Annotated in this window: 21 protein-coding genes; 8 read left to right on the top strand and 13 right to left on the bottom strand. The window is 73.9% G+C overall.

The genetic code is table 11. From position 1 onward, the window contains the following. Positions 1 to 99: 99 nt before the first annotated feature. Both sbnA and sbnB read left to right on the top strand, forming a co-directional pair. Positions 100 to 1,074, top strand: coding sequence for a 2,3-diaminopropionate biosynthesis protein SbnA (sbnA, locus tag PT931_RS09350; protein ID WP_456245303.1), 975 nt, complete (start codon positions 100 to 102; stop codon positions 1,072 to 1,074). After that, positions 1,067 to 2,065 carry a 2,3-diaminopropionate biosynthesis protein SbnB gene (gene sbnB, locus PT931_RS09345; RefSeq protein ID WP_456245302.1) on the top strand — a complete coding sequence of 333 codons (999 nt, stop codon included), beginning with the start codon at positions 1,067 to 1,069 and terminating at the stop codon, positions 2,063 to 2,065. The genes sbnA and sbnB overlap by 8 nt, the downstream gene beginning before the upstream one ends. Before the next feature lie 132 nt (positions 2,066 to 2,197). Here sbnB and PT931_RS09340 read toward each other — a convergent pair whose 3' ends face one another. After that, positions 2,198 to 2,398, bottom strand: a complete 201-nt coding sequence (locus tag PT931_RS09340; protein ID WP_456245301.1) for a hypothetical protein — start codon at positions 2,396 to 2,398, stop codon at positions 2,198 to 2,200. 97 nt (positions 2,399 to 2,495) lie between these two features. Between PT931_RS09340 and PT931_RS09335 the strand changes: the two genes are divergently transcribed. Together PT931_RS09335 and PT931_RS09330 are read left to right on the top strand one after the other, a co-directional pair. Further along, positions 2,496 to 2,960, top strand: a complete 465-nt coding sequence (locus PT931_RS09335) for a GNAT family N-acetyltransferase (protein ID WP_456245300.1) — start codon at positions 2,496 to 2,498, stop codon at positions 2,958 to 2,960. 24 nt (positions 2,961 to 2,984) lie between these two features. Then, positions 2,985 to 3,947, top strand: a complete 963-nt coding sequence (locus PT931_RS09330) for a DUF389 domain-containing protein (protein ID WP_456245299.1) — start codon at positions 2,985 to 2,987, stop codon at positions 3,945 to 3,947. A gap of 48 nt (positions 3,948 to 3,995) precedes the next feature. Here PT931_RS09330 and PT931_RS09325 read toward each other — a convergent pair whose 3' ends face one another. From PT931_RS09325 to PT931_RS09305, 5 genes are all read right to left on the bottom strand, one after another. After that, positions 3,996 to 4,997, bottom strand: a complete 1,002-nt coding sequence (locus PT931_RS09325) for a LacI family DNA-binding transcriptional regulator (protein WP_456245298.1) — start codon at positions 4,995 to 4,997, stop codon at positions 3,996 to 3,998. An 84-nt stretch (positions 4,998 to 5,081) separates the two neighbouring features. Beyond that, positions 5,082 to 6,572: a glycoside hydrolase family 1 protein gene (locus tag PT931_RS09320; RefSeq protein WP_456245297.1), complete on the bottom strand. Its 1,491-nt coding sequence runs from the start codon at positions 6,570 to 6,572 to the stop codon at positions 5,082 to 5,084. Continuing rightward, positions 6,569 to 7,462 carry a carbohydrate ABC transporter permease gene (locus PT931_RS09315; RefSeq protein ID WP_456245296.1) on the bottom strand — a complete coding sequence of 298 codons (894 nt, stop codon included), beginning with the start codon at positions 7,460 to 7,462 and terminating at the stop codon, positions 6,569 to 6,571. The genes PT931_RS09320 and PT931_RS09315 overlap by 4 nt, the downstream gene beginning before the upstream one ends. Next, positions 7,459 to 8,352 carry a carbohydrate ABC transporter permease gene (locus PT931_RS09310; protein ID WP_456245295.1) on the bottom strand — a complete coding sequence of 298 codons (894 nt, stop codon included), beginning with the start codon at positions 8,350 to 8,352 and terminating at the stop codon, positions 7,459 to 7,461. Before PT931_RS09310 ends, PT931_RS09315 begins: the two co-directional genes overlap by 4 nt. A 59-nt stretch (positions 8,353 to 8,411) precedes the next feature. Next, positions 8,412 to 9,710 (bottom strand): ABC transporter substrate-binding protein, encoded by a 1,299-nt coding sequence (locus tag PT931_RS09305; RefSeq protein ID WP_456245294.1) that lies wholly within the window; start codon positions 9,708 to 9,710, stop codon positions 8,412 to 8,414. 283 nt (positions 9,711 to 9,993) lie between these two features. Between PT931_RS09305 and PT931_RS09300 the strand changes: the two genes are divergently transcribed. Next, the gene (locus tag PT931_RS09300) at positions 9,994 to 11,757 is read left to right on the top strand and encodes a glycoside hydrolase family 6 protein (protein ID WP_456245293.1); all 1,764 of its coding nucleotides are present in this window, start codon (positions 9,994 to 9,996) and stop codon (positions 11,755 to 11,757) included. 17 nt (positions 11,758 to 11,774) lie between these two features. After that, a complete protein-coding gene (locus PT931_RS09295; RefSeq protein WP_456245292.1) occupies positions 11,775 to 13,406 on the top strand; it encodes a cellulase family glycosylhydrolase in 1,632 nt (543 codons plus the stop codon). 70 nt (positions 13,407 to 13,476) lie between these two features. Here PT931_RS09295 and PT931_RS09290 read toward each other — a convergent pair whose 3' ends face one another. The 6 genes from PT931_RS09290 to PT931_RS09265 form a co-directional block, all read right to left on the bottom strand. Continuing rightward, positions 13,477 to 13,653, bottom strand: a complete 177-nt coding sequence (locus PT931_RS09290) for a hypothetical protein (protein ID WP_456245291.1) — start codon at positions 13,651 to 13,653, stop codon at positions 13,477 to 13,479. A gap of 49 nt (positions 13,654 to 13,702) precedes the next feature. Beyond that, on the bottom strand, positions 13,703 to 14,308 hold the full coding sequence (locus PT931_RS09285) for a hypothetical protein (RefSeq protein WP_456245290.1): 606 nt from the start codon (positions 14,306 to 14,308) through the stop codon (positions 13,703 to 13,705). Between the two features lie 117 nt (positions 14,309 to 14,425). Further along, positions 14,426 to 15,478, bottom strand: a complete 1,053-nt coding sequence (locus PT931_RS09280) for a hypothetical protein (protein ID WP_456245289.1) — start codon at positions 15,476 to 15,478, stop codon at positions 14,426 to 14,428. Between the two features lie 58 nt (positions 15,479 to 15,536). Continuing rightward, entirely contained in the window at positions 15,537 to 16,715 is a 1,179-nt protein-coding gene (locus PT931_RS09275) for a sensor histidine kinase (RefSeq protein ID WP_456245288.1), read from the bottom strand. Positions 16,716 to 16,804: 89 nt separating this feature from the next. Further along, the gene (locus tag PT931_RS09270; protein WP_456245287.1) at positions 16,805 to 17,431 is read right to left on the bottom strand and encodes a LuxR C-terminal-related transcriptional regulator; all 627 of its coding nucleotides are present in this window, start codon (positions 17,429 to 17,431) and stop codon (positions 16,805 to 16,807) included. 283 nt (positions 17,432 to 17,714) lie between these two features. Continuing rightward, positions 17,715 to 18,398, bottom strand: a complete 684-nt coding sequence (locus PT931_RS09265) for a DUF998 domain-containing protein (protein ID WP_456245286.1) — start codon at positions 18,396 to 18,398, stop codon at positions 17,715 to 17,717. Positions 18,399 to 18,542: 144 nt separating this feature from the next. Between PT931_RS09265 and PT931_RS09260 the strand changes: the two genes are divergently transcribed. Continuing rightward, on the top strand, positions 18,543 to 18,863 hold the full coding sequence (locus tag PT931_RS09260) for a YciI family protein (RefSeq protein WP_456245285.1): 321 nt from the start codon (positions 18,543 to 18,545) through the stop codon (positions 18,861 to 18,863). A gap of 108 nt (positions 18,864 to 18,971) precedes the next feature. Then, positions 18,972 to 20,990, top strand: coding sequence for a sigma-70 family RNA polymerase sigma factor (locus PT931_RS09255; protein WP_456245284.1), 2,019 nt, complete (start codon positions 18,972 to 18,974; stop codon positions 20,988 to 20,990). Between the two features lie 93 nt (positions 20,991 to 21,083). Here PT931_RS09255 and PT931_RS09250 read toward each other — a convergent pair whose 3' ends face one another. Continuing rightward, positions 21,084 to 22,433 carry an acyltransferase family protein gene (locus PT931_RS09250; RefSeq protein ID WP_456245283.1) on the bottom strand — a complete coding sequence of 450 codons (1,350 nt, stop codon included), beginning with the start codon at positions 22,431 to 22,433 and terminating at the stop codon, positions 21,084 to 21,086. Positions 22,434 to 22,479: the final 46 nt, after the last annotated feature.

Here is a 22,479-nt window from a genome sequence, read left to right as displayed (position 1 = left end):
TGGCCGCGCACGGGAAGGTTGACCGACCGCCTCCGCACGCCCGCCCGTCGGCGTCGCGAAAGGCGGCGATACCCGCGCCACAGGGAGGCTGAGCTCGCGATGATCTACCAGAGTGCCCACGACATCGTCTTCGAGGACGTCTTTCTCGACATGGGTGGACTGGTCCCCGACGTGCGCCTGCTCGTGAAACTCGAAGGGCTCAACCCGGCCGGCTCCATCAAGCTCAAACCGGCCGTCGCCCTCGTGGAGAGCCTGGAGGCCCGGGGGCTCCGGCCGGGACAGCGCCTGATCGAGTCCTCGTCCGGCAATCTGGGCATCGCGCTCAGCGCGGTGTGCGCCGCGAAGGGCTACGAACTCACCGTCGTCACCGACCCCAACGCCACCCCCGCCGCGGTGCGCACCATGAAGGCGCTCGGCGCGCGGGTCGTGGTGATCTCCGAACGGGACGGCAACGGCGGGTACCTGGCCAGCCGGATCGCCCACATCATGGCCGCCATCGCCCGGGACCCGGACCTGATGTGGCCCAACCAGTACGCCAACCCGGCCAACTGCGCGGCCCACCACCAGCGCACCGCCCGGGGCATCCACCGCGAGGTGCCGCACGCCGACGTCCTCGTCATCGGGGTGGGCACCACGGGCACCCTGATGGGCTGCCTGTCCTACTACCGCGAGCACAGCCCGGCGACCCGGGTGGTGGCCGTGGACGCCGAGGGCTCCGTCCTGTTCGGCGGCCCGAGCGGGAAGCGGCACATCCCGGGCCTCGGGGTCAGCCGGGTCCCGGAACTGTTCGTCGACACCGGCGGCTTCGAGAAGGTCGTCGTGCCGGAGACGGAGACGATCGAGATGTGCCGGCTGGTGGCGCGCCGGCACGGCCTGCTCGTCGGCGGCTCGACCGGTACCGTGCTGGCCGGGGTGCGCCGGATCGCCCCGACCCTCCCGGTCGGCGCCACGGTGGTCGCGGTGTCCCCGGACCTCGGTGAGCGCTACCTGGACTCGGTCTACTCGGACTCCTGGGTGGCCGAGCGCTACCCGGACGCCAACGTCGTACCCAAGGAAAGGTGGGCCATTGTCTGAGTTCCATGTGGTGCCGGGGGTCGTCGCCGACGACATCCTCGCCGCCGCCCAGGACCGGTTCGTGCGCGTGGTCGCGGAGGCGTACCTGCTGCACGACGCCGGGCGCACCATCAACCCGGACAGCTACTTCCTCCGGTTCCCCGACAAGCCGGACAGCCGGATCATCGCCCTGCCCGCCTACCTGGGCGGCGAGGTCGACACGGCCGGCATCAAGTGGATCAGCAGCTTCCCCGGCAACCACGACCGGGGGATCCCGCGCGCCTCGGCGGTCCTGATCCTCAACGACTACGCCACCGGCCGGCCGACCGCCTGCCTGGAGGCCGCCGGGATCAGCGCCGCCCGCACCGCCGCCTCCGCCGCCATCGCGGCCGCCGCGCTCGGCGGCACCTGGCCGCCCGACGGCACCCCCGCGGCCCCCCGGAGCGTCGCCTTCGTCGGTACCGGCCCGATCGCGGACACCATCGCCCGGTACCTGCGCCAGGTCGGCGTCCCGCTCGACGACGTGGTCTGCCACGACCTGGAGGAGTCCCGCGCGGCCCGGTTCGCCGCCGGCCTCGGCGGGGCGGCCCGGACCGGCACCCTGGCCGACGCGCTCGACCGCGACCTCGTCGTGTTCGCCACCACCGCAGGCACGCCCTACGTCCCGGCGGACACCCCGCTGCGACCGGGCCAACTCGTCCTCAACGTGTCCCTGCGCGACCTCGCGCCCGAACTGCTCCTGCGGGCCAACAACATCGTGGACGACGTCGACCACTGCCTGAAGGCGCAGACGTCCCCGCACCTGGCCGAGCAGCTGACCGGCTCCCGGGACTTCGTGACCGGCACCCTCGGCGGCGTACTGCGCGGCGAGGTGGAGCTCGACCCGGCGCTGCCGACGATCTTCTCGCCGTTCGGGCTCGGGGTGCTCGACCTCGCGGTGGGCAGCGTCGTCCTGGCGGAGGCGCGGGCGGCCGGCCGGGCGATCGACATCCCGGGCTTCTTCCCGGGCTGACCCGAGGGTGCCCGCCGGTTCCCGGGCTGACCCGAGGGTGCCCGCCGGGCGGCACGACACCGGCCGGCCCGACGGCCGTGACCGGCGCGGCGGTCGGGGCGCCCCCGTCGGACCGGGAGCCACCGACCGCGGTCAGTGCTTCGGATCGGTGTGCCCGGCGACCGGCGGCTGCCCGTCGTCCCGGCGCAGCTGCCCGTCCCGTTTGGCCTGTTCGTCCTGGGCGTGCCGTTCCGCTTCCTCCCGTTCGCGCTCCGCCTCGGCGTCCGGCCCGATACCCAGCGGATCGTTCCCGGACGGCTCGGGGGCCGTTCCCGTGGTGCCCGGCTGCGTCATCGCGATCCCCCCTCGGTCCGTCGGCCACCCTCGGCGGCCGGTGGGGGATCTACCCCGAACGGCCGCGGATCATGCGCGCGCCCGTAGAGTGGCGGGGGTGCTGTCCAGGTTGTTCGCCATGACCGAGGTCCAGCTCCGCACCGTCGAGGTCGCCGACCTCGAACACTTCTTCCGCTTCGAGTCCGAGCCCGAGGCCAGCCGCCGCGCCCGCTTCCCGTCCCGCGGGCGCGCGGCGTTCATGACCCACTGGGAGACCCGGATCCTCGGCGACCCTTCGGTGGTCTCCCGCACGGTCCTCGCCGACGGCGCCGTCGCCGGGAATCTGGGCGCCTGGCAGCAGGACGGCCGGTGGCAGGTCGGCTACTGGCTCGGCCAGCGGTTCTGGGGCAGGGGCGTCGGCACCCGGGCGCTGCTCCTGTTCGTCGAGGAGGTCACCGTCCGCCCGCTGTACGCGGACGCGGCCGTCACGAACACCGGCTCGATCCGGCTCCTCGAGAAGTGCGGCTTCACCCGCGCCGAGGACGTCGAGGAGGGGTACGCGACCTACGTGCTCACCGCCTGACCAGCCCACGGGTAGGGTGCGGGCGTGCTGCATCTTCGTATCATCGCGCCGGCGGCCAGCACGCCGGCGGTCCTCGACGTCCTCCGCAACAGCCCGGCCGTGACGCACCTGATCGTCCTCGACGGGGCCGCCCGGGTCCCGGAGGGCGACGTGCTGCTGTGCGACGTCGTCCGGGAGGGCAGCAGTGCCGTCCTGGAGGAGCTGCGCGATCTCGGCATCGAGCACTCCGGCTCCATCGCGATCGAGAACGTGGACGTGTCGCTGTCCGCGTCCGCGGAACGCGCCGCCGAGGCCGCCCCGGGGCTGAGCGCCGACGCCGTGGTCTGGGAGGAGGTCGAGCAGCGGACGGACGAGGAGACCCGGCTGTCGTTCACCTACCTGGCGTTCTTCGTCGTCGCCACGATCATCGCCGCCATCGGGGTACTCCTGGACCAGCCCATCCTCATCGTCGGCGCGATGGTCGTCGGGCCGGAGTTCGGCCCCCTGGCGGCCCTGTGCGTCGGCCTGGTCCGGGGCCGGCTCGGCGTCGTCGGCCGGTCCGCGTCCGCCCTGGTGGTCGGGTTCGCGGTCTCGATGGTCGCCACGGTGTTCGCCACCTGGGGCATGACGGCGCTCGGCCTGGTGAACCGGTCGATGCTGCTCGCCGACCGTCCCTTGACGGACTTCATCTGGCGGCCGGACGCGCTGTCGTGGATCGTCGGTTTCCTCGCCGGGATCGCGGGCATGCTGTCGCTGACCTCGGCCAAGTCGGGGGCGCTCGTCGGCGTGCTGATCTCGGTCACCACGGTCCCGGCGGCGGCCAACGCGGCCGTGGCCCTCGCGTACGGGGTCGGGCACGAGGCGGTCGGGTCGGCCGTGCAGCTCCTGATCAACCTGGCCGCGATCGTCACGGCGGGGGTGCTGACCCTCGGGGTGCAGCGGCTCTGGTGGCGGCACCGCAACGCGCACCCCGCGCGCCGGAACCCGTTCCGGCGCCCGGCCCGCTGACGCCCCAGGCCCGTCGGCCCCGGCCCGATCCGCCCCGGGACCCGTCGCTCAGGACGACGCCCGCACCGTCAACCGGGTCGGCAGTGTCAGCTCCCGGGGCCCGTCGCCCACCCCGTTGATCCGGTCCACGAGCAGCGCGACCATCTCCCGGCCCATCGCCTCCACCGGCTGGTGCACGCTGGTCAGCGCCGGATCGGTGTGCCGGGCGATGGCCGAGTCGTCGAAGCCGACGACCGCGACGTCCTCGGGCACCCGGCGACCGGACTCCTTGAGGACCCGCAGCGCGCCGGCCGCCATCGGGTCGGAGGCCGCGAACACGGCGTCGAGGTCGGGGGCCCGGTCGAGGAGCCGGCGCATGGCCGCCGCGCCGCTGTCCTCGGAGAAGTCGCCGTACTCGATCAGGTCGCCGCCGGCCACCTCCCGGAAGCCCTCGACCCGGGCGACGCCCACGGCCATGTCCTGCGGCCCGCCGATGGTGGCCAGCCGGCGGCGGCCCCGGCCGGCGAGGTGCTCGGCGGCCAGCCGCGCCCCGCCGAGGTTGTCGGCGTCCACCCAGTGGTCGGACCGTTCCCGGGTGGGCCGCCCGGCCCGTACGGTCGGGACGCCCCTGGCCTCCAGTTGGACCGGCAGCGGGTCGTCGCCGTGCAGGGACAGCAGGAGCGCGCCGTCGACGTGCTGGCGGGTCAGGTAGTGGTCGAGCCGGCCGCGTTCCTCGGCGGACTGCGCGATGGTGAGCAGCAGCTGGAACCGGGTGCCGGCGAGCGCCGCGCTGACCCCCTGCACGATCCGGCCGAAGAACGGCTCGGCGAAGAACCGTTCCCCGGATTCGGACACGACGAGGGCGATCGAGTCGGTGCGCCGGGTGACGAGCGAGCGGGCGGCCCGGTTGGGCACGTAGCCGAGCTCGACGATGGCGCGTTCGACGGCCTCCTTGGCCTGCGGGCTGACGTGCGCCTCGCCGTTGACGACCCGCGACACCGTGCCGCGGCCGACCCCGGCGAGCGCCGCCACCTGCTCCAGCGTCGGCCGGCCTGTGTGGTTCCCCGTCATCGCGCACCCCCTCGTGCCCCAGTCTGCCTGGCCCGGGCTCCCGGGCCGCCGCCGGACCCTGCCGTCGCGGCGGCCCGCGGTCCGTCACGGCGCGGCGTCGGCGCCCCGTGCCCGCCGGGCGGCGGCGATCAGGTCGCGGTACCAGGCGCCGCTGGACTTCACCGTGCGCCGCTGGGTGGCGTAGTCGACGTGCACGAGACCGAACCGGCGCGAGTACCCCCAGGACCATTCGAAGTTGTCGAACAGCGACCAGGCGAAGTACCCCCGCAGCGGCACGCCCTTCTGCACCGCCTCGGCGCACGCCCGCAGGTGCGCGTCGAGGTAGCCGACCCGCTCGGGGTCGCGCACGGTCCCGTCCGGGGCGACCGCGTCGTGGAAGGCGGCCCCGTTCTCGGTGACGAACAACGGCAGCGACGGGTACTCCGTGTGCACGCGGTGCAGCACCTCCACCAGCCCGGGCGCGTCGACCTCCCAGCCCATCGCGGTCGTCGGCAGCCCCCGCTGCGTGAACAGCACGTGCTCGCTCCCGGGCCACGGCGAGCCGACGTCGAGCCCGGGCGCCCCGTGCCCGTCGCCCCGGGCCGGCCCGGCACCGTCGCGCTGGTCCGGGTCGGCCGCCCGCCCGACGTCCGGGCCGGCCACATCGTCGCGATCGCGGCCGGCCGCCCCGCCCACGACGTTGCGGGTGTAGTAGTTGACGCCCAGGAAGTCCAGGGGAGCGGAGATGGTCGCCAGGTCCCCGTCGTGGACGTGCGCGAAGTCGGTGACCCCGGCCAGGTCCGCGACGACATCGGCCGGGTACCCGCCGAGCAGCACCGGGTCGAGGAAGAACCGGTTCTGGAGTCCGTCGATCCGCCGTACCGCGTCCTCGTCGCCGGGCCCGGCGGGGCTCATCGCGTACAGGTTCAGGGTGATGCCCACCTCGGTCCCGCCCGCCGGCGCCGCGCGCAGCCTCTCCACCGCCAGCCCGTGCCCCAGCATCAGATGGTGCGCCGCCCGGACCGCCGCGGCCCCGTCGCGCCGGCCGGGCGCGTGCACGCCGGACCCGTAGCCGAGGAACGCCGAGCACCACGGTTCGTTGAGCGTGGTCCACCGGGTCACCCGGTCGCCGAGCGCGGCGTGCACGACCTCGGCGTAGTCGGCGAACCGGTACGCGGTGTCCCGGGCCGGCCAGCCGCCCGCGTCCTCCAGCGCCTGGGGCAGGTCCCAGTGGTACAGGGTCAGCCACGGCTCGATCCCGGCCCCGAGCAGCGCGTCCACCAGCCGGGAGTAGAGGTCCAGCCCGGCCTGGTTCACGGCTCCCCGGCCCTCGGGCTGGATCCGGCTCCAGGCGACGGAGAACCGGTACGCGTCGAGCCCCAGCCCGGCCATCACGGCCACGTCGGCGTCGAGGTGCCGGACGTGGTCGATGGCCACGTCCCCGGTGTCGCCGCCGAGGATCCGGCCGGGCGTGTGCGAGAACGTGTCCCAGATGGACGGTCCCCGGCCGTCGGCGTGCACGGCCCCCTCGATCTGGTAGGCGGCGGTGGCGGCGCCGAGGACGAAGTCGGCGGGCAGGCCCAGGGTCTCTGTCATTGCTTCACGGCACCTTCCATGATTCCGCCGATGATCTGGCGGCCGAACACGACGAAGACGAGGAGCAGGGGGACGGTGGCGATGGCGGTGCCGGCGAACACCTGCGAGTAGTCGGTGTAGTACGCGGTGGCCAGCGCCTTGAGGGACATCTGCACCGTGGGCGTGTCGGGGTCGAGCACGACGAACGACCAGAGGAACTCGTTCCACGTCTGCATGAACTGGAGGAGGAACAGCACGGCGGCGGCGGGGCGCAGTGCGGGCAGTACCACGTTCCAGTAGATCCGGATCGTGGAGCAGCCGTCGACCCGCGCGGCCTCGATGAGCTGGTCGGGGACCGCCGCGTCGGCGTACTGGCGCATCATGAACACCCCGAACCCGGTGACCAGGAACGGCACGATCACCGCCTGGAGGGTGCCCTGCCAGCCGAGCTCGACCATCAGCATGTACAGCGGGATCAGTCCGAGCTGGGTGGGCACCATCATGGTGGCGACGATGACCATCAGCAGCGCGTCGCGTCCCCGGAACCGCAGTTTGGCGAACGCGAACCCGGCGAGCGTGGAGAACAGCACGACGGAGAACGCGACGACGAGCGAGACGATCAGCGAGTTGGCCAGGCCGTACAGGAACAGGGCGTCGTCGTTGGCGAGCAGCCGGGACGCGTTGTCCGCCAGGTGCCCGCCCGGCAGCAGCGGCGGGGGCACGTCGTTGATGGCGTCGTTGCTGCGGCTGGCGACGATGAACGTCCAGTAGATCGGGAACGCGCTGAGCACCACGGCGAGGACCAGCGCGAGGTACGTGAGCGGACTGGCCTGCCACAGCCGGGTGGCCGCCCCGACCCCGCGCCGGCCATCGACCCGGGCCGGCTTCTCGTTCCCCACCCAGCGGCTCATCGCGACCCCCGGCGGACGAGCCCGAAGTTGACGAGCGACGCGACCAGGATCAGCAGGAACAGCACCCAGGCCATGGCCGATCCGTACCCGTAGTCGAAGTCGCGGCTGAACGCCCGTTCGTAGATGTACATGGACAGGGTCTGGAACTGCCGCAGGCTGCCGCCCTCGATCCGCCCGGAGGCCAGCAGCAGCGGCTCGGCGAACAGCTGCATCCCGCCGATGGTGGCGATGATGGCCGTGAACAGGATCGTGGGCCGCAGCAGCGGGACCGTGATCCGCCAGAACTGCTTCCACGCGGAGGCGCCCTCGATCGCCGCCGCCTCGTACAGGTCGGCCGGGATGGTCTGCATCGCCGCGAGGTAGATCAGCGCGTTCCAGCCGGTCCACCGCCAGTCGACCATGACGGCGATCGCGGACCAGGAGGACCACTTCTCCGCGGTCCAGTTGACCGGGTCGACGCCGACCAGGCCCAGTACCCAGTTGGCGAGTCCGAAGTTGTTCGCGAACAGCAGCGAGAACACGATCCCCACGGCCGCCACGGACGTGATGTTCGGCAGCAGGATGCCCAACCGGACGGCGGTGCGGGCGCGCATCCGCTTGTGCAGGGCGTTGGCGATGCCCAGGGCCAGCAGGAGCTGCGGCACGGTGGACAGCACGAACATGCCCACGGTGTTGCCGGTGGCGTTCCAGAAGTGCGGGTCGGCGAACAGCGCCCCGTAGTTGTCGAGGCCGACGAAGGTGTGCCCGCCCAGCAGGTTCCAGTCGTGCAGGGACACCCAGGCGGTGTAGAGCAGGGGGAACAGTCCGAAGACCGCGAACAGCAGGAAGAACGGGGCGACGTACAGGTATGGCGACAGGGTGGTGTCGAGTCGGGAGAGGCGCTGCCTCATGGTGCGTTCCTTTCGGGGTGGAGGGTGGCACCCCCTCGGATGCCACCCGGTCTCTCGGGTCAGCCCACCCGGGTGCGCGCCTCGGCGTTCGCGGCCTTCCACGCCTCCTCGGACGAGCTCTTCCCCTGCTCCACCGCCTGCAACTGCGGCATGAACACGCTCTCCCAGATCTCCTGGTGCTTGGCCCCGAGGAACACGGGCCGCATGGTCCGCACGCTGTCGGCGAAGATCCGCCCGGTGGGCGCGTTGCCGAAGTACTCGTTGCGGGAGTCGCGGAACGCCGGGTCCTCCAGCGCCTGCGGGGACGAGGGCATCGCGCCGACCTCCTTGTACGCGGCCAGCTGCCCGTCCTTGCCGGTCAGGTACTTCGCCAGCTCGTACGCCTCCTTCGGGTGCTTGGACTGCTTGGGCACGGCGAAGTACGAGCCGCCCCAGTTGCCGGTGCCGCCGGGGATCGTGGCCACGTCCCACTTGCCGGCGCCCTCGTCGCCCGCGTTGGCCTTGATCACGCCGGTCATCCACGCCGGACAGGGCATGGTCGCGAACGCCGCCTTCTTGAACCCTGCCTCCCAGTCCTTGCTCCACGTGGTCAACTTGGCGGTCAGGCCGTCGCTGATCAGGGAGTTCGCGTAGTCCCAGGTCCGGCGCACGTTCGGGTTGCTGTCGGCGATCAGCTTGTTGTCCTGGCCGAAGAAGATCGTGTCGCCGCCCTGCATCGCGTACGGCTGCACGACGCCCGTGGCGCTGTCCGTCCACGCGGCCCCGGTGTTCTTCGCCTTGAACGCGTTGCCCGCCGCCCGGTACGCGTCCCAGGTCGGCCACAGCTTGGCCACCTCGGCCCGGTCGGTGGGCATGCCGGCCCTGGCGAGCAGGTCGGTGCGGTAGCACATCGCCAGGCCGCCGACGTCGGTGCCGAGCCCGACGAGCTTCTTCCCGTCGGGGGTCAGCCCGCGCTGGTACTTCCAGGACAGGTAGTTGTCCTTCAGGGCGCCGCCGCCGTGGTCGAGCAGGTTGGCGAAGTTGTCGGGCTGCTGCAGGTAGCCGAGCAGCACGCCCTCCTCGAGCATCACCACGTCGCCCGCGCCCTTGCCCGCGCCGAGCCACTGGACGAGTTTGGGCTGGAAGTCGCGCAGCTCGCCGAGCTTCTGGTGGTCCACGACGATGTCCGGGTGCGCGGCCTGGAACGCGGCGACGGCCTGGTCGATGCCGGGCTTGCCGAAGGTCTGGATGACGAGCTTGGTCTTGCCGTCGGCGGTGGCCTCGTCCTTCCTGCTGCACGCCGCGGTCATGCCCAGGGCGGTGACCGCGACGAGCGCGAGCACCGCCGCTCTGCGCGACGGCCCGTTGCGGAGGCTCATGGAAACCCTCATCTCACGTGTTCGGGGGGAGAGCGCGCCTGTTGCTGGGAGCGCTCCCAAGATGGTGCGCCGACGATGGACCCTTGTCAATCACCCGCTCGCCAAACCCGCAGAAACCACCGTTTAGTACGCTCGACCAGCGCCGATTCTTCTCGATGTTCATCGATGCCTCCTTGTTCCGGGAGCGCTCCCATGCAATGATGGCGATCACTTCCCGCAATGTCCCGGAAACACGCCTGGCGCCCCCGTTTGGGAGCGCTCCCAATCCCCTCGGGAGTACCTGATGAGACCTCGATCCCTCCGCAGACCCGTCGCCGTCGCGGCGGCCCTCGCACTCAGCACGGCCGGTGCCGTCGCGGCCCTGACCAGCCCCTCGCTCGCCGCGGCCCAGGGCTGCGCCGTCGCCTACTCGGTCACGAACCAGTGGCCGGGCGGCTTCGGCGGCACCGTCGCCGTCACCAACCTCGGCGACCCCGTGGCGACCTGGCGGCTGGAGTTCGACTTCCCGGTCGAGGGCCAGGCCGTCACCCAGCTGTGGAACGGCGTCGTCACCCAGTCCGGCCGGCACGTCACTGTCACGAACGCCGGCTGGAACGGCCCGCTCGGCACGAACGCCACCGCCACCCCCGGCTTCAACGGGGCGTGGACCACGGCGAACCCGGCACCGACGGCGTTCACCCTCAACGGGGTGCCGTGCGACGGCGCGACCCCCACGCCGGGCCCCACGGCGACCCCCACGCCGACTGCGTCCCCGAGCCCGAGCCCGTCCCCGACCGCCGGCCCGGGCCCGGACCCCGGCCACGTCGACAACGCCTTCGCCGGCGCCACCGGCTACGTCAACCCCGACTGGCGCGCCAAGGCCCTCGCCGAACCCGGCGGCGGCCGGATCGCGAACACCCCCACCGGCGTGTGGCTGGACCGGATCGCCGCCATCGCGGGCACCCCGAACGCCATGGGCCTCCGCGCGCACCTGGAAGCCGCCCTCACCCAGGACGCGGCCAACGGCGCGGCCCCGCTGACCATCGAGTTCGTCATCTACAACCTGCCGAACCGGGACTGCTCGGCGCTCGCCTCCAACGGCGAACTCCTGATCGCGCAGAACGGCCTGCACCGCTACCGGACCGAGTACGTCGACCCGATCGCCGCGATCCTGGCCGAGCCCCGGTACCGGAACCTGCGGATCGTCACCGTCATCGAGATCGACTCGCTGCCGAACCTGGTCACGAACCTCACCGTGCCGGCCTGCCAGGAGGCCCAGTCCAGCGGCGCGTACGTCCAGGGGGTCCGCTACGCCCTCGACAAGCTGCACGCGATCGGCAACGTGTACACCTACGTGGACGCCGCGCACCACGGCTGGCTCGGCTGGGACACCAACTTCGGCCCGGCCGCGAACCTGTTCGCCTCGACGGTCGCGGGGACGGCGGCCGGCTTCGCCAGCGTCGACGGCTTCATCACCAACACGGCGAACTACTCCGCCCTCACCGAGCCGCACTTCGCCATCACCACGACCGTCAACGGCGCCACGGTGCGCCAGTCGAGATGGGTGGACTGGAACTTCTACGTCGACGAGCAGTCCTACGCCACCGCGTTCCGGGCGAAACTCGTCTCGGTCGGCTTCCGGCCCGGGATCGGCATGCTGATCGACACGTCCCGCAACGGCTGGGGCGGCGCGGCCCGGCCGGCGGGTCCGAGCACGTCGGCGGTGCTGGACACGTTCGTGAACGACTCGCGGACGGATCGGCGGATCCACGCCGGCAACTGGTGCAACCAGTCCGGGGCCGGCCTGGGCGAGCGGCCGAGGGCCAACCCCGCGCCGGGGATCGACGCCTACGTCTGGATCAAGCCGCCGGGGGAGTCCGACGGGTCGAGCACCGCGATCCCGAACAACGAGGGCAAGGGCTTCGACCGGATGTGCGACCCGACCTACACCGGCAACGAGCGCAACGGGCACAGCATGTCGGGCGCGCTGCCGGACTCCCCGCTCGCGGGCGCCTGGTTCTCCGCGCAGTTCCAGCAGCTGATGGCCAACGCGCACCCGGCACTGTAGAGAAAGGACACCCCCTCATGTGGTACTCCACGACACGGCTCCTCCGGGCCGGCGCGCTCGCCGGGACCCTGGTGCTGGGCGCCGCACTCCTGACCCAGGCCGCCCAGGCCGCCCCGGCCGCCGCGCGCCCCGCCCCGGTCCGGGTTCCGGGGGCGACACCGGCCCCGGGTCCGGCGCTGCCCCAGGGCCTGGCACCGGATCCGCGGCTCCCGGGTCTGCCCCTGGACCCGGCGGCCCCGGCTGGGACCGCGGGGCCGGCTTCCACCCCGGCGGTCTCCGCTCCCGGCTACTGGCACACCTCCGGACGGACGGTCCTCGACGCCGCCGGCCAACCCGTCCGGATCGCCGGGATCAACTGGTTCGGCTTCGAGACTTCCAACAAGGTCGCGCACGGGCTGTGGATCCGGGACTACCGGTCCATGATCGACCAGATCCGGGCGACCGGGTACACCACGATCCGGCTGCCCTACAGCGACGACATCTTCACCGGTACCCCCGATGGCATCGACTTCTCGAACGGCCGCAACGCCGACCTGGCCGGGCTGACCTCGCTCGGCGTGCTGGACCGGATCGTGTCCCACGCCGGGGCGGTCGGCCTGCGGGTCATCCTGGACCGGCACCGGCCGGACTCCGGCGGCCAGTCCGCGCTCTGGTACACCGCCGGGGTGCCCGAATCGACCTGGCTGGCGCACCTGCGGGACCTGGCGGCCCGGTACCGGGGGAATCCGACGGTCGTCGGCATCGACCTGCACAACGAGCCGCACGACCCGGCCTGCTGGGGCTGCGGCGACCCGGCGACCGACTGGCGGCTGGCCGCCGAACGGGGCGGCGACGCGGTGCTCGGCGCGAACCCCGAGCTGCTGGTCTTCGTGGAGGGGGTCCAGTCCTACAACGGCGACGCGTACTGGTGGGGCGGCAACCTCCAGGGCGCCGGCGCGCACCCGGTCCGGCTGCCGGTGGCCCACCGGCTCGTCTACTCCGCGCACGACTACGCGACCAGCGTGTTCGCGCAACCGTGGTTCAGCGACCCGTCGTTCCCGGCCAACATGCCGGCGCTGTGGACGAAGAACTGGGGCTACCTGTTCCAGCAGGGCACGGCCCCGGTGTGGCTCGGCGAGTTCGGCACCACCCTCGCGTCGACCACGGACCAGACCTGGCTGCGCGCCCTGGTCGGGTACCTGCGCCCCACGGCACAGTACGGCGGGGACAGCTACGGCTGGACGTTCTGGTCCTGGAACCCGAACTCGGGCGACACGGGCGGCATCCTCAACGACGACTGGACCACGGTCGACACGACCAAGGACGCCTACCTGGCCCCGATCAAGACGGTCACCGGGGGCGGTGGGGGCGGCTGCGCGGCGGCGTACCGGATCGACAGCCAGTGGGGCACCGGCTTCACGGCCACGGTGACGGTGACCAACACCGGCGCGGCGCCGACCCGTGGCTGGCGGGTCACCTGGACCTGGCCCGGTGACCAGCGGATCACCGGCATCTGGAACGCGGCGGAGCAGCACGCGGACCGGGCGCAGACGGCGACGAACGCCCCCTACAACGGGGTCCTCGCGCCCGGGGCGGCCACGAGCTTCGGCTTCCAGGCCGGCCACTCCGGCGCGAACGCGGTCCCGACGCTCGTCTGCGCGGTGACCTGAGCGGCCGCTGACCGCGCGGTGACCTGAGCGGTGGTCGCCCGCGCGGCGACGGGGGCACCCGGGTGGCCGGTCAGTGGCCGGCCACCCGGGTCCACCGGTCGGCTCCGGCCAGCAGGAGCCAGCCCCGGGGGCCGGGCAGGTAGCGGGCCGCCTTGCGCCCGGCGGACGACCAGGGCGCGACCCCGGCGACGAGCAGTCGCACCGTCCCCGTCACGACGGGGCGGGCGAGCAGAACGGTCGGACCCACCGGATTCCTCCATCCTCGACAGCCGGTCCACCCGGGCACGCCCGGGTGCTCAGCCTGCGATGGCCTTGGCCGCGACCACGCCCAGGACCTGTTCGGCGGCCTTCTCCAGCGCCACGTTCGAGGTGTCGTCCTTCGCCTTGGACACCTGGAGGGCGTAGTACCGGCCGTCGACCGCGAAGAGCAGCATCGGCGTGGTGCCGTCCGGGCGCCCGCCGATGTACGCCCGCGATCCGATGCCGTCGACCCGGGTGAACTTCCACGTCGACTCGCTCGTGAACCCCAGGTACAGGCTGAACTCGAGCTCACGGAGGGACGCGTAGGACTTGCCCGTGACCCAGATGCAGCCCCAGTCCTTGAAACCCTCGATCGGTTCCGTGGCCACGCCCTTGAACGGTCCCGGGCTGTCGAGGGCCGCGCTGATGATGTCCGAGGTCAGCACCGTGCACCCGTCCATGGGCCGGCGGTCGACCGGACTGGGGGACGGGGAGGGGGCCGTGGTGCGCGGGGCCGCCACGGTGGTGGGACCGCCGGACCCGCGCGCCGGTGGCCGCCCGACCGGGCCGAGGCAGCCCGAGGCCAGGACCACCGCCAGGGCCGCGACCACCGTGCGGGACAGGATCCTCAGGGTGGTTCGAGGAGCGGGGGCAGGCGGCATGCTGGTCCCTCCCGGGAAGCCGAGGCGGCTGGGCGACGTCGACGGAACCCCGGCCGCGCGCACGGCCGGGGATGAATCGAGGTTGTCAGCCACCGGCCCCGTTGGCATGTCGGGTGTTTACCGGACGGGAGCCCACAGCTCCAGACACTCCGGCTCGGACACCAGCCGCCCGCCGGCCCCGGCCAGCAGCCGGCCGGCGTGCCCCGGGGCGCCGATCCCCTCGCCGACCACGGTGATCCGGACGCCGCCGTCGCGGGGCGTGGCCCGGACGGTCACCGGTCCCGTGCCACCGTCGAGGACGGCCGCGACCGCCGCCACCAGCTCGGGCGGCGCGGTCACGGGGCCCGCGCGCAGGGCGGCGTCGTGCAGCCGGACCGGCCGGCCGGCCCCGTCGGCGAGGGTCCGCAGCGTCGACAGCAGGTCCGGCTCGGCCCGGCCGGTGTCCACGAAGTCGCGCAGCCACGCCGCCACCCGCCGGACCCGCGCCGCCTGACCCGGTTCGGTGACCACGCCGTCCGCCGCCAACAGCTCCATGATCTGCAACGCCCGGTCGTGCAGCGCCGCAGCGTACGCCTCGCGCTCGGTGGCTCCCGCGAGGTCGGCGATCCGGGTGACGGCCTGGCGCTGGGCGGCCCGCAGCGCCCGGGTCGACGTGAGCAGGTACCGGGCCGCCGCCCAGCCGACCAGCGGATTGACCAGGAAACCCGCCGTACCCGCCAGCTCGGCCGCCCACGGCTGGTGGCGCACCAGTACCCCGACGGCCACCACCGTCGCCGCCCACGCCGCGCCGACGCCGAGCGCCCGCCACAACTCGCCGGCCGTCAACCCGACGGCGAAGCTCAGCAACTGGGTGTACGCGGCGGCGAAGTACAGCCAGCCCGTCCCGCCCGGCGGCAGGATCAGGCCGCCCACGACGAGCATCGCCACACCCAGCGGCAGGTCCACGGCCAGCCCGCCGAGCCGGGCCCGCCCCGCCCGCCACCACCACGCGGCCACCACCGCGCTGACCGCCGTGACGCCCGCCAGCAGCGCCACCGGCTGCCACGGCCGCTCGAACAGGGGCGCGATCCACGGCAGGGTCAGCCACATGACCAGCAGCGCCGACCCCCGCACGGTCAGGCTGGACGTCAGCAGCAGCGGGAGCGGCTCGGGGGTGTCCGGCCGGCTCACCGGGCGGCTCCGGGGCCGAGGGCGGACCCACCGGGCGCCTGCGGGGTCCGCGGCCGGCTCACCGGGGTGCCCACAGTCGCACCACGGTGCCCCGGCCAGGGGCGGAGAGCACGCGGGACCGGCCGCCGGCCCGCGCCATCCGGTCCCGCACCGACCGGGTCAGCCCCAGCCGGGCCGGCACCGCGTCCAGGTCGAAGCCGCGGCCGTCGTCGGCGACCTCGACCAGCCAACCGTCGTCCTCGGGGCGCAGCGTGAGCCGGGCGGAGTCGACCCCGGCGTGTTTGCGCACGTTGGTCAGCGCCTCGCGGGCGGCCTGGACGAGGGCGGCCGTCCCGCGCCCGCCGGGCGGCAGGACCCCGGACGGCAGGTCCAGCAGGACGAGGAGGCCGTCGTCGGCCCGTTCGGCGGCCAGCGCGCGCAGCAAGTCCGGCAGGTCGCCGTCCGGCGCGTGCGGGCCGTGGCTGAGGAGGCCGCGCAGCCAGGACAGTTCGCGGCGGGACTGCTCGGCGAGCCGGGGGTCGGTGATCGCGCCGGACTCCACCACTTCCGCGAGGGTCACCAGTACCCGCCGTCGCAGCGGTTCGGCGTGCCGTTGGCGCTCGGCGGCGGCGGAGATGGCGGCGGCGCGTTCGGCGGCCTCCCGGTGGTACGCGTCGGTCGTCCGGGCCACCGCGCGCACCTGGTGGGCGACCGCGAACGCGATCGTCGCCGAGCCGTAGAAGGCCGAGGCGTCGGGCAGCGCGTTCCACGCCGGGTTGCCCAGCGCCAGCTCCCCGACGGCGGACGTGGCCACGAGCAGGGTCACCGAGGCCAGCACGGCCTGCAGCCGCCACGGGGCCAGGCCCGGGACCAGGGAGGACATCAGCAGGTAGCCGTACAGCGGGCTGTTGTCCCGGCCGGTGGTGACCGCCAGGCCGCCCTCCTGCCAGATGATCAGGTCGGACGCGGCGAGCAGCGCCGGGCGGACCAGGCAGTCGGCGGCGACCCAGACCCGCGACAGCCGGCCCCGCCGCCAGGTCACCGCGGCCAGCAGCCCGGCCGACAGGGCGGCGAGCACGCACACGACGAGCAGCGGGCCGCGCGCGGGTGAGGCCGGCAGCGCGGCGGCCTGCCCGGCGACGAGGAGCACCCCGGCCACCGGGCCCGAGAACACCCCGACCGACAGGGTGCGCTCGGCCCGGTCCCCGGCACTGGTCGCGGGCCCGACCGCGGCCTCGCGGAGCGGCTCCGGGCCCACGGACCTCCGGAGGCGCCCCCGGGCGGGGGTCGTTCCGCGGCGGCGCTCCGGCCCAACGGCCGGTTCCCGGCGGCCCCCCGGACCGGCGGTCACCGGACGTCGGACGGCGGGAAGTCCGGGTACTGGTGCCGCAGCGCCTCCAACGCGAGGACGACCCTGTTCCCGCGTACCCCCAACTTGCGTTTGACCCTGTCGATGTAGGTGTCGACCGTGGACGTGTCGATCGACAGCCGGGCGGCGATCTGCTTGTTGGCGAGGCCGCTGGCGATCAGCTCCACCACCTCCAGCTCGCGCGGGGACAGCCGGGGGTCGGTGTTCTCGGCGGCGGCGAGCAGGTCGGCGAGCTCGCCGGTGAGGTAGACGTCCCCGGCCGCGACGGTGCGCACGGCCGGCAGGAACTCCGCCAGCGGCGCGCGTTTGGTCAGGTAGCCGCGCGCGCCCCGGGCCAGCGCCGAGCGCACGTCCAGCGGGCGGCCGGAGCGGGACACGACGAGGACGTGCGCGCGGGCGGCCAGCCGTTCGATGACGTCGAGGGAGGGCTGCTGCCCGCCGTCGAGGTACAGGTCGCACAGCACGACGTCGAACGCGTCGCCCGCCGGCAGGTCGTCGGGGTCGGTGACGCCCGCGACCACCTCGACGTCGGGGGCCGCCACGAACGTCTGCTCGAAGCCGAGCACGTTCATCGGGAAGTCGTCGACCACCGCCAGCCGGATCATTCACACATTATGGTCCGGACCGGCCGCACTGTCCTGTTCGGACAGCTGTCATGAGCCTCATGACGGACATCCGACGGGTACCGGGGGCCCGCGGCCGTTCAGGGGGCGCACCGTCCGGGCCGCGCGGCCCGCTGGGACACCGGTGAGCCCCGTGCGTCGTTCGCACGGGGCTCACCGGAGGGTCGGGACCGGGGCCGGCCTCGGGCCGCCGGGCCGTCGGGCTGAGGGGCCGCCGGGCCGTCGGGCTGAAGGACTGCCGGGCTGCGGAGCCCGCCGGTCCGCGTCAGGCGGTGCGCCGGAACCGGGCGGTGGCCGCCGCGACCCACAGCATCGCGGAGATCGCGCCGACCGCCAGCGTCAGCGACCCGGCCTTCCCGCCGGCCATCGCCCACAGGTCCCCGACGAGCAGCGCCGAGCCGGCGACCCGGGAGGCGACGGCCAGCCCCCGGTTCCCGGCGCGGCGGTAGTGCCGGCCCAGGACGTAGCAGGCGGCGATCAGGGTCGCGAACGTCAGCGTCCCGGCGATCATGTGGCCGAAGCTGTGCCAGTGCAGCACACCCATCCCTTCGGGGGTACCGACCGGGAAGCCGTCCGCCGCGTCCATCACGAACACCCCGGCGCCGACCAGCCCGACCCCGGCGGCCCGTACCAGCCGGGGCGCCCACGTACCGCCCGGGGTGCCGCGCATCGCCCGGTGCAGGCCGGACGCGCCGAGCAGGGTCAGTACCCCGGCGAGGACGAAGTTGGTGATCTGGAGCCAGCCGAGGGAACCGTTGCTCAGGGCGCTCAGCGGGTGCCGGGTGATGTCGAAGCCCTCGCGGGTGGCGGCCTGGGTCAGGGAGACGACTGCCCAGAGGGGCGCGGCGACGACCCCGCAGGTGAGCAGGGCCCGGGTGGTCGAACGCGACGTCCGTGCCGACGCGATCCTGCCGGCGGCGGAGGTGGTGGGGAGCTGGGTGGCGGTCATGGCGGGTGCCTCATTCCGGTGTGCTGCGGGGCGGTGTCGCTGACGCGTCGTCCGGGAGATGTGACAGGGAACGCCACCGTTCCCTGTCGGATAGGCTGGACGACGCGTGGGCAGTACACCGGAAGACGTTGAAGGAGAGTTCCCATGCGGTACCTGATGATGTCCAAGCCGTCCGACTCCGTCCCCGACGAGAAGCTGTTCGCCGAGATGGGCGCGTTCATCGAGGAGCTCACGGCGGCGGGCGTGCTCCTGGCCACCGGCGGCCTCGAGGCGGGCGGCGTCCGGATCACCTCGGTCGGCGACCAGATCACCGTCACCGACGGGCCGTTCGCCGAGGCCAAGGAGGCCGTGGCCGGCTTCGCGCTGGTCGAGGTCCGGTCGAAGGAGGAGGCGGTCGAGCTGGGCCGCCGGTTCCGCCGGATCGTCGGCGACGGCGAGAGCGTGATCCAGCAGGTCTTCTCGTAGCCGCGCCGTGTCCCGCGACGGAGCGCCACGGACCAGGTCCGGTCCCGGAACCTGGGGGACGACCGTGGACCGGGGCGCCCGGCCCCCGACGGTCGCGGTAGCCGAGCCATGTCCGTAGCGGAGACCCGCCGCACGGTCGACGCGGTCTGGAAACTCGAGTCGGCCCGGATCATCGCCGGGCTGACCCGGGTGGTCCGCGACGTCGGCCTCGCGGAGGAACTCGCCCAGGACGCCCTCGTCGCGGCCCTCGAACAGTGGCCCGACGAGGGCGTCCCGGACAATCCCGGCGCCTGGCTGATGGCGATCGCCAAGCGCCGGGCCGTCGACCACGTCCGCCGCGCCCAGCGGCTCGAACGCCGGCACGAGCAGCTCGCCCACGAGCTCGACCACCCGCCCGAGGCGGAACCCGACGACGTGCTGCGGCTGATGTTCCTGTCCTGCCACCCGGTGCTGCCCGCCGAGTCCCGGGCCGCGCTGACCCTCCGGCTGCTCGGCGGCCTGACCGCCGGGGAGATCGCCCGCGCGTTCCTGGTCCCCGAACCGACCGTCACCCGCCGGATCGCCGACGCCAAGCGCACCCTCGCGGCCGAACGGGTCCCGTTCGAACTCCCCGCCGGGGCGGCGCTGGCCGACCGGCTGACCTCCGTGCTGGAGGTCGTCTACCTGATCTTCAACGAGGGGTACTCGGCCACGTCCGGCGACGACCTCATCCGCGCCGACCTGTGCCTGGAGGCCCTCCGCCTGGGTCGCCTGCTCGCCGAACTCGCCCCGGACGAACCGGAGGCGCACGGCCTCGTCGCCCTGATGGAGATCCAGGCGTCCCGCTCGGCGGCCCGCACCGGCCCGTCCGGGGAACCCGTCCCGCTGCACGAGCAGAACCGGGGCCGGTGGGACCAGCTCCTGATCCGGCGCGGGTTCACCGCCATGCTGCGCGCCCGCGCACTCGGCGGCCCGCCCGGCCCGTACGTGCTCCAGGCCGCCATCGCCGTCTGTCACGCCCAGTCCCGCTCCGCGGCGGACACCGACTGGGCCCAGATCGCCGCCCTGTACGAGGCCCTGTCCCGCCTGCTGCCCACCCCGATCGTGCAGCTCAACCGGGCGGTGGCCCTCGGCATGGCGCGCGGGCCGCGGGCCGGGCTGGCCCTGGTGGACTCCCTGACGTCGGAGCCGGCGCTGCGCGACTACCACCTGCTGCCCGGTGTCCGGGGCGACCTGCTCGAACGCCTCGGCCGGTACGGGGAGGCGCGCCGCGAGTTCGAACGGGCCGCCGCGCTGACCCGCAACGCCGCCGAACGCGCGTTCCTCCTCCGCCGCGCGGCCGCGACCGGCACCGGGCCGACCCCCGTGGCCCCTGACGCGGGGACTGCCGCCGCCGGCGAGGATCCCGGTACCGGGACGGGAGCCGGGTCGACGCTCGCGGCCGCCGCCCGGGACTTCCTGGCCCGCGACGACCTGGACCCCGCCACCCTGCGCTCCTACACCCAGACCCTCCGCCGCCTGCGCCTCGCCCTCGGCGACAGCGTCCCCCTCGCGGACCTCACCGCCGCCGACGTGGCCCGCGCCTGCGCCACGGCCTGGGGGAGCGCGGCCGCGAGGACCTGGAACCGGCACCGTTCGACCGTGCGCTCGTTCGGCGCCTGGGCCGGCACGGACACCCTGGCCGACGGCCTGGAACGCCGCGCCGAGAGCCGCCCCCCGACCCCACCTGCGGACCCGGACCGGCTGGCGGCACTGTGGACCCGGCCCGACATCGCGCTGCGGGAACGCACCCTGTGGCTGCTCCTGCACGAGTCGGCGGCCCCCGTGACCGCCGTCCTCGCCCTGGACGTGACCGACCTGGACCTCGACGACCGCCGCGCCCGGGTGGGCGGAAAATGGGTCACCTGGCGCTCCGGTACGGCCCGGCTGCTGCCCGAACTCCTGGCCGGCCGGACCCGGGGCCCGCTGTTCCTCGCCGACCGCCGGCCGGGGCCCGCACGGACCCCGCCGGCCGCGGACGTGTGCCCGGAGACGGGGCGCACCCGGCTGTCGTACCCCCGTGCGGAGTTTCTCTTCAAACGGGCGACCAGGGAACTGGACCCGACCGGCGGGGGCTACACCCTCCGTCAGTTGCGCCCCGGCACCTGAGCCCGACGGGCCCGGGTGCGACCCGCGACCGCCGGGCACGGACCGGCCGCCCGACGCGGTCCCCCGGGGACCTTCGCCGGGCGGGGCCGGGACTCACCGTCCGGCGCCGACCGGCTCCCGTGGGGCCAGCAGCACGGGCGCCGCCACCTGGCCGGTCACCGTCGGGGCCGGGCCCGCGACCTGGGCCGACGCGGGGGTCGGGCGGCGGGCCAGCACTCCGAGGGCCACCCCGAGCGCCCCCAGCAACACCGCCAACGCCTGGTCGCTCCGCACCACCGCGTCCACCCCCCGGTCCAGTGGCGGCAGCGTCCCCCCGGTCACCACCAGCAGCAACGCGACCAGCAGACACGCCAGCCCGGCGTACCCGAGCAGCCCGACCCGGGGGCGCGGCAGCCGCACGTCGCGCTGCTCGGCCCACCGGAACGCGAACACGAACACCGCGAGGAGCACGGCCAGGCCGGCGAGCCACAGCGGGCGGGTCAGCCACCACGCGGTGCCGCCCGGCGCGGGCGGCGTCCAGCCCAGACCCAGCAGGAGCACGCCGAACACGAGGAACGCGGCGGTGAGGTGCCACAGGTAGACGGTCATGCTGTGCCGCTGGATCCAGTCGACCGGGCGGCGCGGGAGCCGGAGGATCAAGGGCTTCAGGAGCAGGACGAGCGCTATCTGGTACCCCGTGAGCGCCACCAGGCACACGGTCGGCGGGTTCATGTTCGACATGGCGGCCCCGGGCATCCCGATCATGCTCGCCGGGTACGGCCCGAGCACGACGAGCCCCGTCAGGACCGCGATCCCGCCCCCGGCCACCGCCGCGAGCCGGCCCCGGGACCAGCGGCTCAGCGTGCCGTCGGCGTAGAAGAAGCCGAGCTGGTGCGGGATCAGCCAGACGAGGACGGCGTTGAGGTAGCCGAGTTCGGTGACCCCGGTGCCGAACCGGGCGACGTCGACGGCGACCGCGCAGGCCGCGAGCCCGACGAGCACGCCCCACCGGTACTTCTCGTGCAGCCGGCCGAACACGGGGGCCAGGGCGAGCACCAGCAGGTACACGGCGATGAACCACAGCAGCTGCGGGGCGGTGCCGGCCGCCCGGCGCACGGCGGACCACGGCACCCCGGCGGCGACCAGGGCCGGTCCGGCCACGGCCCACACGGCGAGGAACACCCCGATCGGCCACAGCAGCCGGCCGAGTCGGCGGCGCAGGAAGGACCAGCCGTCGGTGGCCCGGCGCAGGGACCCGTACGTGGCGCAGCCCGCCGCGAAGAACATCATGGGCATGATCTGGGCCACCCAGGTGACGGCCCAGCCGCCCTCCCCGGACAGCGCGTTGCCGATCTCCAGCCGGTGGCCGTCCCAGGTCACGACGGGCATCAGCCAGTGCAGCAGTACCACCGCCACGGTGCCCAGTGCCCGCAGCGCGTCGACGAACCGGTCCCTCGTTTGCATACCCCGAGCCTCGTCGAACCGGGTGGCCGTCGCGATCCAGCAGCCA

The sequence above is a fragment of the Longispora urticae genome (assembly GCF_053902585.1).
The sequence above is the reverse complement of the archived record's forward strand: the minus strand, read 5'-3'. Positions and strand labels throughout refer to the sequence as shown.

What these genes read in the sequence shown, in the direction of transcription:
- sbnA (WP_456245303.1), top strand. Translation starts at nt 100, where the DNA reads ATGATCTACCAGAGTGCCCACGACATCGTCTTCGAGGACGTCTTTCTC.
- PT931_RS09340 (WP_456245301.1), bottom strand. Translation starts at nt 2,398, where the DNA reads ATGACGCAGCCGGGCACCACGGGAACGGCCCCCGAGCCGTCCGGGAAC.
- PT931_RS09325 (WP_456245298.1), bottom strand. Translation starts at nt 4,997, where the DNA reads ATGACGGGGAACCACACAGGCCGGCCGACGCTGGAGCAGGTGGCGGCG.
- PT931_RS09320 (WP_456245297.1), bottom strand. Translation starts at nt 6,572, where the DNA reads ATGACAGAGACCCTGGGCCTGCCCGCCGACTTCGTCCTCGGCGCCGCC.
- PT931_RS09315 (WP_456245296.1), bottom strand. Translation starts at nt 7,462, where the DNA reads ATGAGCCGCTGGGTGGGGAACGAGAAGCCGGCCCGGGTCGATGGCCGG.
- PT931_RS09310 (WP_456245295.1), bottom strand. Translation starts at nt 8,352, where the DNA reads ATGAGGCAGCGCCTCTCCCGACTCGACACCACCCTGTCGCCATACCTG.
- PT931_RS09305 (WP_456245294.1), bottom strand. Translation starts at nt 9,710, where the DNA reads ATGAGCCTCCGCAACGGGCCGTCGCGCAGAGCGGCGGTGCTCGCGCTC.
- PT931_RS09300 (WP_456245293.1), top strand. Translation starts at nt 9,994, where the DNA reads ATGAGACCTCGATCCCTCCGCAGACCCGTCGCCGTCGCGGCGGCCCTC.
- PT931_RS09295 (WP_456245292.1), top strand. Translation starts at nt 11,775, where the DNA reads ATGTGGTACTCCACGACACGGCTCCTCCGGGCCGGCGCGCTCGCCGGG.
- PT931_RS09285 (WP_456245290.1), bottom strand. Translation starts at nt 14,308, where the DNA reads ATGCCGCCTGCCCCCGCTCCTCGAACCACCCTGAGGATCCTGTCCCGC.
- PT931_RS09270 (WP_456245287.1), bottom strand. Translation starts at nt 17,431, where the DNA reads ATGATCCGGCTGGCGGTGGTCGACGACTTCCCGATGAACGTGCTCGGC.
- PT931_RS09265 (WP_456245286.1), bottom strand. Translation starts at nt 18,398, where the DNA reads ATGACCGCCACCCAGCTCCCCACCACCTCCGCCGCCGGCAGGATCGCG.
- PT931_RS09260 (WP_456245285.1), top strand. Translation starts at nt 18,543, where the DNA reads ATGCGGTACCTGATGATGTCCAAGCCGTCCGACTCCGTCCCCGACGAG.
- PT931_RS09255 (WP_456245284.1), top strand. Translation starts at nt 18,972, where the DNA reads ATGTCCGTAGCGGAGACCCGCCGCACGGTCGACGCGGTCTGGAAACTC.
- PT931_RS09250 (WP_456245283.1), bottom strand. Translation starts at nt 22,433, where the DNA reads ATGCAAACGAGGGACCGGTTCGTCGACGCGCTGCGGGCACTGGGCACC.